Genomic DNA, 16,139 nt, shown 5'->3' with positions numbered 1-16,139 from the left:
GTCGCTGCCGGCGGGTCGGCCGGAACCGGCGACCCCACCCGGACCTGCCCGCGCGCGGCCGAGGGCTGTTCGGCCGCGCGCGTCCCGGCTAGGGTGCCTCGTCATGGTCGACGACTGGCGGGACGACAGGATCGGCAGTGCCCTGAACGGCACGAACCCCACGGTGCTGCGGCGGCTCGACGCCGGCTTCGCGGTGATCGGTGACGTGCAGTTCCTGCCGGGGTACTCGGTCCTGCTGGTGGACGAGCCCGGGGTGGAGCGCCTGTCCGATCTTCCGCGGAGCCGGCGGACGGCCTTCCTGGCGGACCTGGACCGCCTGGGCGAGGCCGTGGAGCGGGCCTGTCGGCGTCGGGACCCGGGGTTCCGGCGGGTGAACCTGGAGATCCTCGGGAACGCCGACGCCTTCCTGCACGCGCATGTGTGGCCCCGCTACGAGTGGGAGGGCCCGGAACACGTCCGGCGCCCGGTGTGGCTGTACCCCGCGGAGAACTGGCGCGATCCCGCGAGCGCCCTCGGACCGGAGCACGACGCCCTGCGCGAGGCGATCGGCCACGAGCTCGACGCGCTCGCGGTCCGGGCCGACAGCGCGGAAGGCGCGGGCTGAGCGGCGCCGGGGCGGCTTCCGGGCGTCGTCAGGCCGTGCCCTGCCCGGGTGCCCCGTACGGGCGGTGGTGCTCCAGGTAGGGCAGTCGCACCCGCTCCCGCCACTCCGTCGCCTGCCGGTGCGCGGCCGGTCGTACCGCCGCCTCGGCCGGGTCCTCGGCCCAGCCGTACGGGTACGGGCGGCCCAGGGTCAGCGCGGCCGAGGCGAGGTAGTGGGCCATCGCCTCGTCGTCCGGTACGGACAGGGTCTCGACCCCGCCCCGGTCGACCATGATGCCGATCTCCCAGCTCCCGTCCGCGGCCCGCCGCGCGCCCCAGCCCGGCGACCAGTACACGTGCTGCGCCGTGACCTCGCCGCCGGGCCGGGTGTCCAGCCCCACGTCGGCCAGGGCGGGGACCACGGCGGCGGGGGAGCCCCACGGGATCGGCAGCCCGGCGTCGACCGCCACGCCGAGCACCGTGCGGCACGGGTAGGGCGTGCGGCAGCAGGCGCAGCGCGGCTGCCGCCGGTCGGCGTTCCGGCCCTCGGCCCGGGCGGGCCCGTGCAGTTCCATGACGGCGCCGAGCAGGTACTGGTGCCGGCCGACCGGCTGCCCGGCCTCCTTCAGGTCGCGCAGGAAGAGCTGCAGCAGCCGGTGGAAGAGCCGCCCGGACTCGTGGTCCTCCAGCGGCGGCACCGGTACCCGGACCTGGCTGTCGTTTTCCTGCTCGTCAAGACCCATACGGGTGAGCCTAGAGGGTCCCCACCGGAGCCCGGTCAGGCGGACCAGAACGGGTCCTCGTACCGGGGGAGGACGTCGAGGTTGCCGTTGGCCATGACCGGTTCGGGCGTGGGGACGCCGAAGGGGTCGCGGTCGCGGATGACCGGGATGGGGCCCACCGACGCGGTGAAGGTGATGTTGCCGGGGGCGCCGAAGGTGATCGCGATCGCGGCGCCGGCCGGGGTGGTGGCGAAGATGGCGGGCTGGTTGGGGTTGACCGCGGTGATCGTGTAGCCCTTGGCCAGCCAGCTGCGTTCGACCACGCCCAGCAGGGCGCCGTACTTGGCCCGCGCCACCTTGGTCATGACGTAGCGGTCGCGGGTGGCGGTGGCGTAGCCGAGCGACTGCTCGTAGAGGCCGGTGGCGCTCTGTTCGGTGGAGCGGGGCCAGCCGTCCCAGTACCGCAGGGGCGGGCGGATGCCGGACATGGAGTCGTCGAGCAGCGCGTTGAGCTGCTGGACGGCCTGTTCAGGGGTCATGGCTGCCTTCAGTTCGACCAGAACGGGTCGTCGTACGCGGGGATGTCGTCGGGGTTGCCGTTGGGCAGGGTCGGAACGGGGGTGGGGGTTCCGAAGGCGCCGTGGATCACCGGGACGGGGGAGACGTGCGCCGTGATCTCGATGAGTCCGGAGGAGTGGACGGTGATCCCGACGCCCGCGCCGCCCGGGGCGCTCGCGACGCTGCCGGGCGGGGTGGAGGCGGTCCGGGTGACGGTGTACCCCTTGGCCTTCCAGCCGCTCTCGACCATGTCCAGCAGGGCGCCGTACTTGGCCGGCGCGATCCTGGTCATGATGTGGCGCCGGCGGTTGGCGTCCGCGTAGCCGAGGGAGTGCTCGTCCAGGCCCTTGGAGAACTGCTCGACCGCGTCGGGGTTGTCGTCCCAGTAGCGCAGGGCGGGCCGGACCTGGGCCAGCGACTCGTCGAGCAGCGCGTCCATCCGCTGGAGGGCCTGCTCGGGCGGTACGAGCTGCTCGGCGGCCGGGGTGCCCGACGCACCCGCCCCCGACGTCCCCGCTCCCGATGCGCCCGTGCCTGCCGAGCAGGCGGTCAGGGCGAGCGCCAGGGCGGCGAGCGCGACACCCAGCCCGCCCAGGCCGCCCGGCCCGCGGGTGCCCCGCGGCGAGCCGCTCATCGTCCGTCCTGCTTCGTCACGTTGTCGTACTTGCCCGCCACGATCTGGCCGATGTTGTTGATCGACTCCAGCTCGTCCCGCTTGGCGGGGTCCTTCGAGGTGTCCATGTTCGGATCCTCCATGTAGTTCGAGTGGGAGTCGAACGACAGCGGCGCCCCGTCCGCGACGGCGAACCGGTTGGCGCCGAAGTCCTTGGCGGCCGGGTCCTTGCCGAACCACAGGTCGTTGGTGTCGCCGAAGTCGTCGTAGAGCTCGTTGGCGACCTTGCCACCGGTCCAGGCTCCCAGCGGTCCGGCGAGTTTGGCGCCGATGGCCGCCCCCGTGCCGTCGGCGGCGACCCGCTCCTTCGCCGGCAGGTGGCTGACCGGGTCGTTCTGGGCGTCGCCGACCCAGACGTGCTTCGGGTCGATGTGCAGCTGCGAGGCCCGGTCCGCCCCGGTGCCGGGGCTGCCGACCAGGATGATGTCGTCGGCCCCGGTGCCGCCGCCCTGGGTCGCCGCCATGCCCACCGTGGTCGAGCCGTAGCTGTGGCCGAGGGCGACGAGGTGCGCCGGAGCGCCTTCGTGGGTGGCCCGCAGGCCGCCCATGAACTTGTCGTAGTTCGCGCCGCCCTTCTGGGCGCGGTCGCCGGACATCACCTCAAGGGTCCGGGGGTCCCCGTCCAGCGGGCCCGGCGGGGGGTCGTAGCCGAGCCAGACCATCGAGGCGGTCTCGGCGGTGGGGTCGGCGTTGTGTGCGGCCTGCCACACGTTGCGGGCGCGGTCGGCGTCCTTGCCCCCGACGTCGGAGAGCTTGGTGCCGAGCCCGGGCACGTACGCGCTGACGTTCTTCGCGGTGTCCGGGTTGCCCCAGGAGAGGCAGCCCCGGCCCTGGCCCTCGTCGCTGACGGCGAGCAGGAAGACCGGCGGCGGCTCCTTGGTCTTCGCCTGGTCGAGCTTGGTTCGGATGGCGCGGAAGCCTTCCAGCTTCTGCTTGTCGGCGTCCGAGGGGTTGGGCTTGTTCTCGTACTCCTTGGTGAGGTGGTCCAGGTTGAGCAGGTTGGCCTGGTTGCGGGCGGCCGCGGGGATGCCGTCGCGGTTGCCCAGCAGGTCCGGGTGGGCCTGGATGAGGCGCTGCTGCTCGTCCGGGGTGAGGCCCTTCCACCAGGAGTTGACCTCGGTGGCCCCGGCGCCCTCGGGCGGGAACCCGGCGTTGAGCAGGTCAGTGCCCAGCTGGGTGACGCTCTTCTGGTCGGCGGCGGCGTTGTCGAGGCTGAGGCCGGCGCCGGTCTTGGCGCGCTGGGTCAGGCCGTCGAGCGCCTTGGAGATCTTCTGGTCGGCGTTGGCCGCCTCGCTGACCGCGTGGGATATCCGGTCGGCGATGGCCTTGCCCCGCTGCGGCGTGTCGTATTCCGGGTCGTGGCGTTCGGCCGCGCTCGGGGGCGGCCAGGTGACCGTCCCGTCGTCGGCCACCGTGAAGCCGTCGGTCTTCGCGTCGGCCAGCGCCTCCTGCAGCTTGGACTGCGCCAGCCGGAAGCTCTCCGAGGCCTCGCGCAGCAGACCCGACACGCAGGACAGCTCGGTGTGGGCCGCGTCGAGGCGGGTGCTGGTCGTCTGCATGGCCGTGTTGGCCGCACCGGCGGCGTTGCCGACCCACCTGCCGTCGAAGACGTGCTTGAGGACCTGGGTGTTCAGGTCGTCGGCGTGCTTCTTGAAGTTGTTGGCGAGGGTGTCGTAGGCGGTGGCCGCGGCGTCCAGGGGGTCGATCTGGGCATCGCGCAACTCGGGGAGACTGACCATCAGTTCCCCTCCAGCGAGTACCGGCCGCTGCCGACCCCGCCGATGCCGTTCGCCCCGTTCTTGTCGACGTTGCGGTAGTTGGTCGCGGTCTGCGAGAACTTGGTGCTGATGCCGTCGACTTCGCTGCCCAGCTTGCGCAGGCACTCCTCCCAGGCGTCCGTGCAGCTGTGCAGGGAGCCCGCGGTCTGCCAGCCGAGGAGCCCGGCGACCGCGTTGTCGGAGGGCTGGTAGACGTGCTTCAGCTCCTCCGGGATGGCCTGACCGGCGGTGTGGGCGACGGTGGCCGCCGCGTCCAGGTCGGCCGGGTTGACCCCGAAGGACGGAGCCGGAACGGTGGAGGACGGTGGGCCGTAGATGCCCGGGCCGTCGGCGCCCGCGTATGCGTTGATGACTTCCCCCTGTGGTCGATCACGACAGCGGCGCCACGGGCCGGAGACGTACAACAGCAGGTCACACGCTCAGGACAGGGCACCGAGGCCGAAAAGCTAGCAGATCCCGGTAGCGCGATCGCTCACCTGTTCGCCCGGCTCCGGTGTCAGTGGTGGTCGGTACGGTGGGCCACCGGTGAACCGAGGCACGGGCGGGGGGTGGTGGCGGTGACGGACGACCGGCGGCGCGGCGCCCACCGGGCCGTGCTCGACCACCTGCTCGGCCTCGTCGCCGACTCCCCGTTGGGCGACGTCCTGGTGCTGCGCGGGAGCATGGTGATGCCGGCCTGGGTGGGGGCCGACGCCCGGGAGCCGGCGGACCTCGACTGGATCGTCCCCCGGCCCCTGCTGGTCCCGGTCGATCCCGCGCACCCGTACCGGCACGTGGACGACGTGGCGACCGTGCAGCAGTGGCCGGAGGCCGCCGACGGGGCCGGGCGCTACGAGATCTGGACGTCCGAGGAGTTCGAGACGGCAGGACTGCGGACCGTCCTGCCGCCCGAAGGGCTGCACTGGATCGTCGAGACCGAGCCGGAGGACCACCCGCCGCACCGGGCCCTGCTCGACCTGGTGCGCGAGCGGCCGACGGTGGCGCCGGGGCTGGTCCTCGACGTGGGCGCCGCCCGGCACGATGCCACCTGGACGTACACGGAGCACGACACCCCGGGCGTACGGGTGGCCGTCCCCTGGTCGGCGGACGGCCTCCCGCCCGGCGAGGTGCGACTGGACTTCGCCCTCGACGAGTGGCTCCCCGAGCCCCCGGTGTGGACGGCGATACCCCGCGGCGACGGCGCCGGGCGGACCGTCGTGCGCACCGCGAGCCGTGAACTGTCGCTCGCCTGGAAGCTGTTGTGGCTGCACGCCGACTGCGCCACGCAGGGCCGGGCCCGGGCCAAGGACCTGTACGACGCCGTGCTCCTCGCCGAGGCCGGAGCCGGTGCGGGAGCCGGTGCCGGAGTTGGCGCGGGAGTCGGTGCGGGAGTCGGGGGACTGTCACCGCGGCTGCTGCGCACGGTGTTCCGCCGTGCGCCGGGCCGCACGGCGGCCGCCGACGCCCTGCGCCTGGACGCGGTGGCCCGGTGGGCCGCGGAACGGTCCGTGGACTGGGAGGACTTCCGCGCGGACCACCCACGGGTACGGGGTACGGCCGAGGAGTGGTTGGCACGCCTGAGCCGGGCCCTGGCACCGGTGCGGGAGCGGTAGGCCCCCGTACCGGCGCCAGAGCACCCGTGCCGGGGCGCCGTCGCGGTCAGGCGATCGGCGCGGTGTTGCCCGGCCCGGACGCGCCGCAGCGGGCGGCGTGCTGGGCGATCACCTCGGTGACGGCCGCCGGGAGGCCCAGGTGCTCGGCCACCCGGTCCGGGCCGTGGCCCTGGAGGGCGAGCAGGTAGGCGGTCTGCACGCGCGAGTCGTAGGCCACGTCGGGGGAGGTGGTCGCGGAGAAGTCGCGGTGGTCGAGCAGGTAGAGGCGCGGCGTGCCGTCCTCCAGGGTCAGCTTCAGCAGGCCGCGGACGATCGGCGCGTCGGCGGGCAGCGTGAGCGGCGGCAGGTGCGGCGTCGACCGCAGGAAGCCGCGCAGCAGGCGGGTGCCGCGCACGGGGGTGCGGCCCTGGTGGGGGGTGCGCGCGTGGGTGAACGTCGGGAAGGCGAGGCGGGTCATGATCGAACCTCCGACGGCCCGGGGGCCGGGGGGAGGGTGCGCGCGAGCAGGCCGACAGGCGTCAGCGCGCACCGGGGGCGAGGACGGGAAGCTGAGGGCAGGGCCGACTGTGGCCCGGACTACTACTGGAGTCCATCTCTCTCGCCTCCTCCCGGCCGGGCGCGTGGTCGCGCCGATCGACACGGCAAGGAGCGGACCGGGCCCGCCACGACGGCGGCGCCGGTACACCCCAACTCGTCAGAGCTTTGGCACTCCACGGCGTAATCCCCCTGCGGGGGAAGCCACTTGGGATCAACCCTTAAGTCGGGAAGATCTGTCCTGAACCTGGGCGTCTCTCGACGTCGTCGGGTCAGTGGCCTGTGTCCGTGAAGACGCCTCACCGAACGAGGTGCCTCTTGTAACTCTGTGGATCATACCCCCAATCGGGGGTGAACGGGGGGCGAAGAGCGGTTTACATCGGGCCGACGGCGGGCCCTACTCGTCCGCGTCCCGGCCCCATCTCGGCCCCCGTAGTGGTTCGGGCGCGACGGCCGTGCGTCCGAACCACTACGGCACTGCCCCGCGTCGCGGCGGGACCGTGCACCGCGATCGGATCGGGCACGGACGAAATATGTGGGACGTGCGGAAAACGGATACCGGTGGGGTGACGGATTTCCTCGCCGGTGAATCACTTCCGGCCATTCTCCACCCTTCTCCAATGCCACTCGGCGGAATTCCAAGGCTGAGTTCGATGACGTAGTGGGTGCGGTCGCCACCACTAGTGGTCCGGCCTACGGAAGCCCCGCGACCTCGAACGGAACCGCCGCACGGCCGGATCAGCAGACCACGAAGGCTCCCTTTCGCCGTCCGGTCGTCGGATTCGCGGAATACGTCCGGGGCGTTTTACTGGTCGCCCATGCGATAACCTCCTCCCCGGCGTGATCACGCGCCGTTCTCGAATTGGGGGGAATCACATGGCAATCGGACGACGGCAACTTCTCGCCTCCGTCGCATTCACCGCCCTCGCGGCGCCCGTCCTGGTCCGGGGGACCACGACCCGCGCCGCCGCGGCTCCGACCCCGGCCCCGGCTTCGGCTTCGGCCCCGGCTTCGGGCATGTTCGGGGCGACCGGCACCAAGCCGCTGTTCATGCAGGTCGTCGCGCACGAGGACGACGACATCCTGTTCATGAACCCGGACCTGTCCAACGCCCTCGCGGTCGGCACACCGTCCGTCACGGTGTTCGTCACCGCCGGTAACATCACCGGCGACCCGTGCTCGGGCTGCGGGGACCCGGCCGGGGATCCGCTGCGCACCTGGAACCGGCAGATGGGCGCCGTCAACGCCTACTCCCGGATGACCGGGGTCGGCGACAACGACCCGAGCACCGACGAGATCGGGCACTGGACGACCGAGGCCTGGACGGTCGCGGGCAAGCAGGTCGAGCGGTACATGCTCAAGGACCACCCGGTGCACCTGATCTTCCTCAACCTGCACGACGGCGAACTCGGCAACGTGCTGGCCGGCGCCACCGACACCACGGTCGTCCCGACCGGGAGCAAGCTGTCCGGGCCGTCCACCTACACGGCCTCGGACGTGGTCGAGGTGCTGCGGCAGCTGATGGTGACCTACCAGCCGACCGTGCTCCGGGCCCAGGACGAACTCCCGGACAGCCGCTACGCGGGCGACCACTCGGACCACATCGCCGCCGCGACCTTCGCCGGCCGGGCCGCCCTCCAGTACGGCGGCAACCTGATCCAGGTGAACTACCGGGACTACAACGTCAGCGACTCCCCGAAGAACCTCGACCCGGCGACGGTCGCAGCCAAGGGCGTGTTCGTCGCCGAGTACGCCAGCCACGACCACTCGGGGAGCTACTCCACCGACTGGTTCTCCCGGATGTACTACCGCTGGTCCCGCGGCACCTGCTGGGCCGGGCTGAACCAGGACGGCCGGCCGCAGGTGTTCGTCGTCCGGGCCGGCGCCCTGTACACGTACTGGCGCAACTCGGACGGCAGTTGGGGCGGCCCGGTGCGGATGGCCGACCCGGGCGGGCGGCTGGCCCCGGGCATAGCCGTCGGCACCAACGCCGACGGCCGGCTGGAGGTCTTCGCCCGTCGCCTGACCGACCACCACATCATCTCCCTGCCGCAGGGCGCGCCCAACGGCTGGTGGTGGAACTCCTGGGCCGACCACGGCAACCCCAACACCGCGCTCGGCAACGCCGACCAGGTCGGCGTACCGGTCGTGGCCGCCTCCCAGGACGGGCACCTGGAGCTGTTCGTCAAGAACGGCGGCGGCGGCCTCAGCACCATCCGGCAGACCACCCCGGGCGGCGTCTGGACGGACTCCTGGACGGACCTCGGGGGCACCGACATCCAGGACCCGGTCACCGCGATCCGCAACGGCGTCGGCAGGATCGAGGTCTTCGCCAGCACCCGCACCGGGATCATCAACTGGTGGCAGACCGCCCCGAACGGGTCCATCGCCGGCCCCGGCCCGGTCCCGGCGGCCGCGCCCGCGAGCCCGCCCAAGGCCGTGCTCGACCAGGACGGCCGGATCGAACTCGTCTACCGCGAGGCCGGCACCGGCGCGATGACGGTCAGCTACCAGAGCCAGCTCGGCGGCCCGTGGAACCAGTCCCCGGTCAACCTCGGCGGACACGGCGGCGTCGGCGAACCGGCCGCCGCCAACCTCGGCGGCCAGGTCGTCCTGTTCGAACGCAACGGTGGCAGCGGCGTCAGCACCACCGCCCAGACCGCCCCCAACGCCGGCTACGGCGCCTGGCAGGACCTCGGCGGCACCGTGCTCGACTTCCCGACCGCGATCGTCGACGGCAACCGCGTCCTGCACGTGTTCGCCATCGGCACCGACGGCCGCGTCTACTACCGGGCCGGCACCACGGCCACCGCCTTCGGCGACTGGCAGGGCCTGCCGCTCTGACCTGCGCCCGGCCCGGTCAGTCGCGGCTGCGCCGGGCCTCGCGCAGGGCCGCCCGGTGGGCGGAGGGCGTGGTGCCGTAGTCGGCCCGGAACGCCTGGCGCATGGTCTCGGTGGAGCCGAAGCCGCAGCGGCGGGCCACGGCGGTCAGCGGGAGGGCGGTGGACTCCAGTAGCCGGGCCGCGGCCTCGCTGCGGGCGGTGCGGACGAACCGGGCCGGGGAGTCGCCGAGTTGGGCGAGGAAGAGCCGGGACAGGTGGCGTTCGCTGACCCCGGCGCGGGCGGCCAGGGCCTCGACGCCGAGGTCGGCGTCGAGGTTGCCGATGATGTGCAGGACGATCTGCCGCAGGATCCGGTGCTCGGGCGGCGGGTCCTTGACGTAGACGGACAACTGCGCCTGGTCGCCCGGGCGTTGCATGTAGGCGACCAGCCAGCGGGCCACCGCCCGGGCCAGGTCGGGGCCCTGGTCGGCCTCGACGAGGGCGAGGGTGAGGTCGAGGGCGCTGGTCACCCCGGCGGAGGTGCAGACGTCGCCGTCGACGACGTAGAGCGGACGGGCGTCCACGGTGACCGCCGGATGCCGGCGGGCCAGCTCGTCGGCGTAGGCCCAGTGGGTGGTCACCCGGCGTCCGTCCAGCAGGCCCGCCGCGGCGAGCACGGTGGCGCCCGTGCAGACCGAGGCCACTCGGCGGCTGCGGGCCGCCAACCGCCGTACCTGGGCTATGAGTTCGGGATCCTCGGCGGCCTTGGTGTGGCCGTGGCCGCCGGACACCAGCACGGTGTCCAGCGGGCCCCGGACGCGTTCGAGGGCGCCCTGGCTCACCATCGAGAGGCCGCCCGACACGCGTACGGGCAGGCCGCGCAGCGAGACCACGCTCACCTCGTACAGCGCCGCGCCGGCGAGCCGGTTGGTGGCTTCCAGGGTGTCGGTCACGCAGGCGATGTCGAGCAGCTCCGCTTGGTCGTATCCGATGATCACCATGCGGCGGGCAGTCGTCGTCACGGCGGACACCCTAACCGAGCGGGAACGACGGCCGGGGATCGCAGGATTCGGGACATCCCGGCGGGGCCCCGTTTGTCACCGCACCGGGCGGGCGCGACGGTGGTGCGGTGGCCCGGCCGGGCCGCGTGATCCCCGCCCGGACAGCAAGGAGCCGACCCGTGTCGCGGACCGCCGCCGGACACCCGGTGTCCGGCGCCGCCTTCGAGGCACCTGACGGAGTGCCACCCGCCGCCGACCGGCTCCCACCTGCGCTTACCCGTTGTTGATCAAGCGCTTATCCGCAGCTGACAGGCTCACTCCGGCCGCGTCCTGGACCGCCGGCCCGTGACACCTCGGGCACCCGGCGTCGAGTGCCACGAAGCGGTGCGGTACGCCGACCACGTCGGGTACCCCACGCAGGTCGACCACTCCCATGCAGCGCCGGCTCCCCGGGGCGACGGCGGCGATCCGCCCGCACCGGCCGGTCGGTCGGTCGGCCGGTCGGCCGGTCGGTCGGTCGGTCGAGGGACACCACCCACCACACCCCGACATCCCAGGAGGACCGAGTTGCCCACCGCCACCGTCCACGCCCTCGCCCTCGTCCGCCCCGAGCGCCCCGACTGTCTGCGGGAACGCGAGGACTCCCTGGCCCGCCTCCGGGGGCTGTTCGCCCGGGCCGGCGCGGGTACCGGAGGCACGGCGGTGATCCGGGGCGGGACCGGCTCCGGCCGCACCGCGCTCCTCGACGCCGTGGTCCGCGAGCAGCGGTCGCACGGGACGGTCGTGCTCCACGCCCGGAGCTCCGACCAGGAGTCGGACGTCCCCTTCGGCGTGCTGGTGCAGCTCTTCGACACCGCACTCCAAGGCCAGCCCACCCCGCTCGCGCCCGTCATCGGCGCCGACCGGTGGGACGGCTCGCTGCACGGCATCGACCTGCCGTCCCGCCTGTGGCGGTCCCTGCGGTCGAGCGCCGCGGCGGGACCGGTCCTGCTGGCCGTCGACGACGTCCACCTTGCGGACCCGCCCTCGCGCCGCTGGCTCGCCCAGGTGGCACGCCGACTGGACCGGCTCCCCGTCCTGCTGGTGGTCACCGAGCGGTGGCAGTACGACCTGTCCCCGCCGTCCCCCGGCTTCGCCGACGCCCCCGGGCAGCCCACCGCCGAGGTGTGCACGCTGCGGCCGCTCAGTCCGCCGGCCTGCGCCGCCCTGGTCCGCGCGGCCCTGGGGGACGGCGCACCGCACTCCCTGGCCCAGGACTGCTTCCGGGCGAGCGGCGGCAACCCGCTGCTGCTGGGCGCGCTGCTGGCCGACCTGCGGGAGACCGCCGCCGGGGCCGGCCCCACCGAACTGCCGTCGACCGGCGCGGAGTTGTACCCGGGCGGCTACACCGGCGCGGTGGCCCGCTGGCTGCGCAGCGCCGGTGCGCGGACGGCCGACGCGGCCCGGACCCTGGCCGAACTGGAGGACGAGGAGGACGCCCTGGCACTCCTGGCGGAGCTGACCGGCGCGGACCCCGACCGCCTCCCGGGCTGGACCGCCGAGCTGGCCCGCCAAGGCATGCTCCGGTGCGGCGGGACGGCCGGCCGGTGGACCTTCGCCCATCCCCTGCTGCGCGACGCGGTCCGCGCCTCCTGCGGCCGGCGCCAGCGGGTGGCGCTGCGCCGCCGCGCCGCGGAACTCCTGCACCACCGCGGCGACGCGGAGGACGCGGTGGTGCGGCAGCTGCTGACGATCCCCGCCGTGGGCGCGACCTGGGCCGCCGACTCCCTGATCGCCTCGGCCGGCCGGGCGGTCCGCGCCGGGCGGTCGGAGCAGGCCACGGCCTGCCTGCGGCGGGCGCTGGAAGAACCCCTGCCCGCCGACCGCCGCAGCACCGTACTCGGCGAACTCGGCCGACTGGAGGAACGGGCCGAACGGGCCTGCGGCGTCCGGTACCTGGCGCAGGCGCTGCGCCTGGAGCGGAGCCCCGGCGGGAAGGTGCGGGCCGCCACCGCCCTCGGCGCGGCGCTGACCGCCCGTGATGAGGTGCACGCCGCCCTGGACGTGCTGCGGGACGTGTCGGACGGCCGCACGGACTCCACGGAGCTCGGGCACGCGCTGCAGGCGGCGACGGCGCTGTTCGCCGCGCACGACGGCGACAGCTGGCTGCGGGTGGTGGCGGAGCTCAGGCAGGCGGAGCAGCGGTCGCCGGAGGGCCTCGTCCCGACGGCGCACGCCCTGCTCACCGAACACGCGGCGGCGGCCGGGCTGTTGTCGGCGGACCAGGTCATGGAACGGGTCCGGTCGTGGACGGCCGTCCCAGTGGAGCCGCTGCTCGAACCGTACCTCCTGGCCTCCGCCGCCGACCTGGCCCAGCGCGCGGACCAGTGGCAGGAGGCCGACCGTCTGGTGGCCCGGGGGCTCGCCGCCGGACGGCCGCAGCCGCTGCACCCCGGCCACCAGCGCCTGCTGGACGTCCGGGCGCGCGGTCAGGTGCCGCGCGGCCGGTACGGCGCCCTGCTCACGGACACCACGCTGCTGCGGGTGCCCGCGCCGGACGGCCCCCGGCCGCGGCTGGGGACCCTCCACCTGCGTGCCCAGGCCCTGATCGCGCTGACCGAGACCGGGCGGTTGGCCGAGGCCCGGCGCCTCGCCGACGCGATCGGCGCCGGCGGACCGTACGGGTCCTGGGAGTGGAACGAATTCCTCTACGCGCGTGGACTGTTGCTCGCGGCCTCGGGCGATCCGCGCGGGGCCCTCGGCAGCCTCCTGGAGTGCGGACGGCGGCAGTCCGCCCGCGAGGTCGAGAGCCCGGTGGTGACGCCGTGGCGGTCCGCCGCCGCCGACTGCCACGTGGCGCTGGGCGCCCCCGAACTGGCCGTGCCGCTCGCGGCCCAGGAGCTGCGGCTCGCCCAGGTCTGGGGAACCCCGCGGGCCGTCGGCAGGGCGATGCGGGCCCTGGCGGTGTGCCTCGGCGGCCTGCGCGGTCTGGAACTCGCCGAGCAGGCGGTGGAGGTGCTGCGCGGCTCGGCGCAGCCGGTGCCGGAGTCGGTCCCCGCGCTCGTCTCGCTGGGAAAGGCGCTGAACGGCGCCGGTCGCCACCGGCGCGCCCGCGGGGTGCTGCGGGAAGCCGCGCAGGAGGCCGAGCGGCTGGGGGCCGCGACACCCCGCGCGACGGTGGCCGCAAGCCTGCGGGAGTGCGGCGCCAGGCCGCAGCGGACCGACCACACCGGGGTCGGCGCGCTCACCGCCGGCGAACTGCGGGTCGCGCAGATGGCCGCGACCGGGCACGGCAACGGGGAGATCGCCACGCTGCTGCACATCGCCGTGCGCACGGTGGAGACCCACCTCACGCACTGCTACCGCAAGCTCGGCATCCGGCGCCGCGCGGACCTGGCGTACGCCCTGGAGGAGGTGCGATAGCGGCGGTTGGCGGTTGGTAGTCGGCGCGCGGCCCCGGCCCCGGCCCCGGCCCCGGCCCCGGCACCGTGCGCGGGCCGCATGGCGAGGGCCACGGCCCAGCCACCACGAGCCGTCCGAGCCGCCGGCCCCAGCCGATCGGCGGGCAGTACGCAGAACCGAAATCGTGGTCGCCCACGATGGCAGGCGGCCTCCGGCGGCAGCGAAGGTGGTGCTTCCCCTGGCGGTGGTCGGGACAGCCCCGGAACCGGCCGCGGCGACCCGTGGCCCCCTTCAACTCCCTAGGAAACAGAGACAGTCATGCAACAGAACGCCACCCTCGCCGAGCAGCCCGGCCGCCGTCGAGGCGTCCGCAGGGCCGCGCTGGCCGCGACGGTGTTCACCGCCGGGCTCCTGGCGCCGGCGGCCCTCACCGTGCAGGCGACGGCGGCCGGCTGCGGCACGGCCCCGGCACCGCGCACACCGCTCGCACCCAACGAACCGCTCGCACCCAACGCACCGCTCGCGGCGGCGCCGTCGGCGTCCGGGTGGACCGGCAGCTGGGGTACCGCCATGGGGTCGGGAGAGACGTCCGCCGGCTCGGGGGTGACCGGCCGGCAGACGCTCCGGATGGTCGTCCACACGAGCATCGGCGGCAGCAGCACGCGGATCCACCTGGTGAACACCTTCAGCCCGGACCCGGTGACGATCGGCCACGTCACCGTCGCGGCGCAGAGCTCGGGCTCCTCCGCCACGGCGGCCCCGGTCGGCCTCACCTTCGGTGGCGCCCAGCAGACCGTCATCCCCGCCGGCGGCGAGGTCTACAGCGACGCCGCGAACTTCCCGGTCGGCGGGGACCAGAACCTCCTGGTCAGCATCTGGCTCCCGAACGGGGTGACGACGGCACCGTTCCACTCCTACACCCTCACCACCTCCTACACCTCCGCGGCCGGCGACGGCGCCGACCACACCCTCGACCGGGCGGGCACGAACCTCCCGAACGCCATCAGCCAGTGGGCCTACCTCAGCGGGCTCGACGTCACCGCGGCGGGCAGCGGCGGAACGGTGGTGGCCCTCGGCGACTCCCAGGTCGACGGCGGACACACCAGCTACGACACCAACAGCCGCTGGACCGACGACCTGGGCCGGGTCCTGCGCCTCGGCCCGAGGCCGATGGGCATCGTCAACAAGGGCATCTCAGGCAACCAACTCCTCACCGACGCCACCGTCCCCCTCGCGGGCTTCGGCCAGAGCGCGCTTAGCCGCTTCGACCGGGACGTCCTGTCCCAGTCCGGGGCGAAGCGCGTCATCCTCTACGAGGGCATCAACGACATCGTCATGAACAACGCCTCGGACACCGCCCTCGAAGCGGGCATCCGGCAACTGGCCTCGCGCGCCCACGCGGCCGGACTCAAGCTGACGGTCGCCACCATCCCGCCGTACCAGGGCTACGGCGGCTGGACCGCGGCCGGCGAACAGACGCGCCAGTGCCTGAACGCCTACCTCCGCGGCACGACGGACATCGACGGCTACTACGACTTCGACCGGACCCTGCGCGACCCGCTCAACCCGAGCGCGCTGTTCGCCGGCTACTACAACCACGGCGACGACCACCTCCACTACAACGACAACGCCGCCCAGGCGATCGCGGACTCCATCGCCACCGGGCCCGCCCCGGCCGGGCTGACCCTGAACTACTCGCAGACCACGGCCGGCGCCTTCCACGGCAACGGCGTCAGCGACCTGATCGCCCGCAACGATGCCACCGGCCACCTCGTCGAATGGCCCGGCTACGGCGACGGCAGCTTCGGCGACCCCGTCGACCTCACCGGCGGCTGGGAAGGCTTCTCCCAGACCACCGCCGGAAACTTCCACGGCACCGGCCGCGCCGACCTGGTCGCCCGTCAGGACTCCACGGGGAACCTGTACCTGTGGCCGGGCAACGGGGACGGCAGTTTCGGGGAGAAGACCCTGCTCACCGGCGGCTGGGGAGGCTTCTCCCAGACGACCGCCGGTGACTTCCGCGGTACCGGTCATGCGGACCTGGTGGCCCGTGAGGACTCGACCGGGAACCTGTACCTGTGGCCGGGCAACGGGGACGGCAGTTTCGGGGAGAAGACCCAGCTGACCAACGGCTGGGGAGGCTTCTCCCAGACCACGGCCGGTGACTTCCGCGGTACCGGTCATGCGGACCTGGTGGCCCGTGAGGACTCGACCGGGAACCTGTACCTGTGGCCGGGCAACGGGGACGGCGGCTTCGGGGAGAAGACCCTGCTCACCGGCGGCTGGGGAGCCTTCTCCCAGACCACCGCCGGCACCTTCTACGGCACCGGCCGCGCCCACCTGATCGCCCGCAACGACGCCACCGGCGTGCTGAACGAATGGGCCAACACCGGGAACGCGTCGTTCTCCCGCCCGCTGCGCCTCACCAGCGGCTGGTAGGCCCGACGGCACGCGTCGAGGAGGGGTCTGCCGCCCCGGCGGACGACCCCTCCTGGA

The 16,139-nt window shown here is 73.8% G+C and carries 12 protein-coding genes and 1 riboswitch; of the genes, 5 read left to right on the top strand and 7 right to left on the bottom strand.

Going from position 1 to position 16,139, the window contains the following annotated elements; all coding sequences use genetic code 11:
* Nucleotides 1-103 precede the first annotated feature (103 nt).
* Nucleotides 104-604 carry a diadenosine tetraphosphate hydrolase gene (locus ACIP4P_RS07125; RefSeq protein ID WP_400915591.1) on the top strand — a complete coding sequence of 167 codons (501 nt, stop codon included), beginning with the start codon at nucleotides 104-106 and terminating at the stop codon, nucleotides 602-604.
* Between the two features lie 28 nt (nucleotides 605-632).
* On the opposite strand, the gene ACIP4P_RS07120 is transcribed toward ACIP4P_RS07125, so the two are convergent.
* From ACIP4P_RS07120 to ACIP4P_RS07100, 5 genes are read right to left on the bottom strand one after another with little or no spacing between them, the layout of a single operon-like run.
* Nucleotides 633-1,325, bottom strand: coding sequence for a hypothetical protein (locus ACIP4P_RS07120; protein ID WP_400915589.1), 693 nt, complete (start codon nucleotides 1,323-1,325; stop codon nucleotides 633-635).
* A gap of 35 nt (nucleotides 1,326-1,360) precedes the next feature.
* Nucleotides 1,361-1,843, bottom strand: a complete 483-nt coding sequence (locus tag ACIP4P_RS07115; protein ID WP_400915588.1) for a hypothetical protein — start codon at nucleotides 1,841-1,843, stop codon at nucleotides 1,361-1,363.
* A gap of 8 nt (nucleotides 1,844-1,851) precedes the next feature.
* Entirely contained in the window at nucleotides 1,852-2,496 is a 645-nt protein-coding gene (locus ACIP4P_RS07110; RefSeq protein ID WP_400915587.1) for a hypothetical protein, read from the bottom strand.
* Nucleotides 2,493-4,274 carry an alpha/beta hydrolase gene (locus ACIP4P_RS07105; protein WP_400915586.1) on the bottom strand — a complete coding sequence of 594 codons (1,782 nt, stop codon included), beginning with the start codon at nucleotides 4,272-4,274 and terminating at the stop codon, nucleotides 2,493-2,495. The genes ACIP4P_RS07110 and ACIP4P_RS07105 overlap by 4 nt, the downstream gene beginning before the upstream one ends.
* Nucleotides 4,274-4,717 carry a WXG100 family type VII secretion target gene (locus ACIP4P_RS07100; RefSeq protein ID WP_400915585.1) on the bottom strand — a complete coding sequence of 148 codons (444 nt, stop codon included), beginning with the start codon at nucleotides 4,715-4,717 and terminating at the stop codon, nucleotides 4,274-4,276. The genes ACIP4P_RS07105 and ACIP4P_RS07100 overlap by 1 nt, the downstream gene beginning before the upstream one ends.
* Nucleotides 4,718-4,870: 153 nt before the next feature.
* On the opposite strand from ACIP4P_RS07100, the gene ACIP4P_RS07095 reads away from it, so the two are divergent.
* Nucleotides 4,871-5,905 carry a nucleotidyl transferase AbiEii/AbiGii toxin family protein gene (locus ACIP4P_RS07095; protein ID WP_400915583.1) on the top strand — a complete coding sequence of 345 codons (1,035 nt, stop codon included), beginning with the start codon at nucleotides 4,871-4,873 and terminating at the stop codon, nucleotides 5,903-5,905.
* Nucleotides 5,906-5,951: 46 nt separating this feature from the next.
* On the opposite strand, the gene ACIP4P_RS07090 is transcribed toward ACIP4P_RS07095, so the two are convergent.
* The gene (locus ACIP4P_RS07090; protein WP_400915582.1) at nucleotides 5,952-6,362 is read right to left on the bottom strand and encodes a hypothetical protein; all 411 of its coding nucleotides are present in this window, start codon (nucleotides 6,360-6,362) and stop codon (nucleotides 5,952-5,954) included.
* A gap of 221 nt (nucleotides 6,363-6,583) precedes the next feature.
* Nucleotides 6,584-6,757, bottom strand: a riboswitch (M-box (ykoK) riboswitch).
* A gap of 558 nt (nucleotides 6,758-7,315) precedes the next feature.
* On the opposite strand from ACIP4P_RS07090, the gene ACIP4P_RS07085 reads away from it, so the two are divergent.
* The gene (locus ACIP4P_RS07085; RefSeq protein WP_400915581.1) at nucleotides 7,316-9,283 is read left to right on the top strand and encodes a PIG-L family deacetylase; all 1,968 of its coding nucleotides are present in this window, start codon (nucleotides 7,316-7,318) and stop codon (nucleotides 9,281-9,283) included.
* A gap of 16 nt (nucleotides 9,284-9,299) precedes the next feature.
* Here the strand turns inward: ACIP4P_RS07085 and ACIP4P_RS07080 are convergent, their stop codons facing one another.
* Entirely contained in the window at nucleotides 9,300-10,283 is a 984-nt protein-coding gene (locus ACIP4P_RS07080) for a GlxA family transcriptional regulator (protein WP_400915579.1), read from the bottom strand.
* A 546-nt stretch (nucleotides 10,284-10,829) separates the two neighbouring features.
* Between ACIP4P_RS07080 and ACIP4P_RS07075 the strand changes: the two genes are divergently transcribed.
* Nucleotides 10,830-13,664: an AAA family ATPase gene (locus ACIP4P_RS07075; RefSeq protein WP_400915578.1), complete on the top strand. Its 2,835-nt coding sequence runs from the start codon at nucleotides 10,830-10,832 to the stop codon at nucleotides 13,662-13,664.
* A 297-nt stretch (nucleotides 13,665-13,961) separates the two neighbouring features.
* Complete coding sequence (locus ACIP4P_RS07070; RefSeq protein ID WP_400915576.1) at nucleotides 13,962-16,082, top strand: FG-GAP-like repeat-containing protein; 2,121 nt, start codon at nucleotides 13,962-13,964, stop codon at nucleotides 16,080-16,082.
* Nucleotides 16,083-16,139: the final 57 nt, after the last annotated feature.

The sequence above is a fragment of the Kitasatospora sp. NPDC089509 genome (genome assembly GCF_044749365.1).
Classification (GTDB): Bacteria; Actinomycetota; Actinomycetes; order Streptomycetales; family Streptomycetaceae; genus Kitasatospora.
Note: the sequence above shows the minus strand (reverse complement) of the source record. Positions and strands in the feature narration are given on the sequence as shown.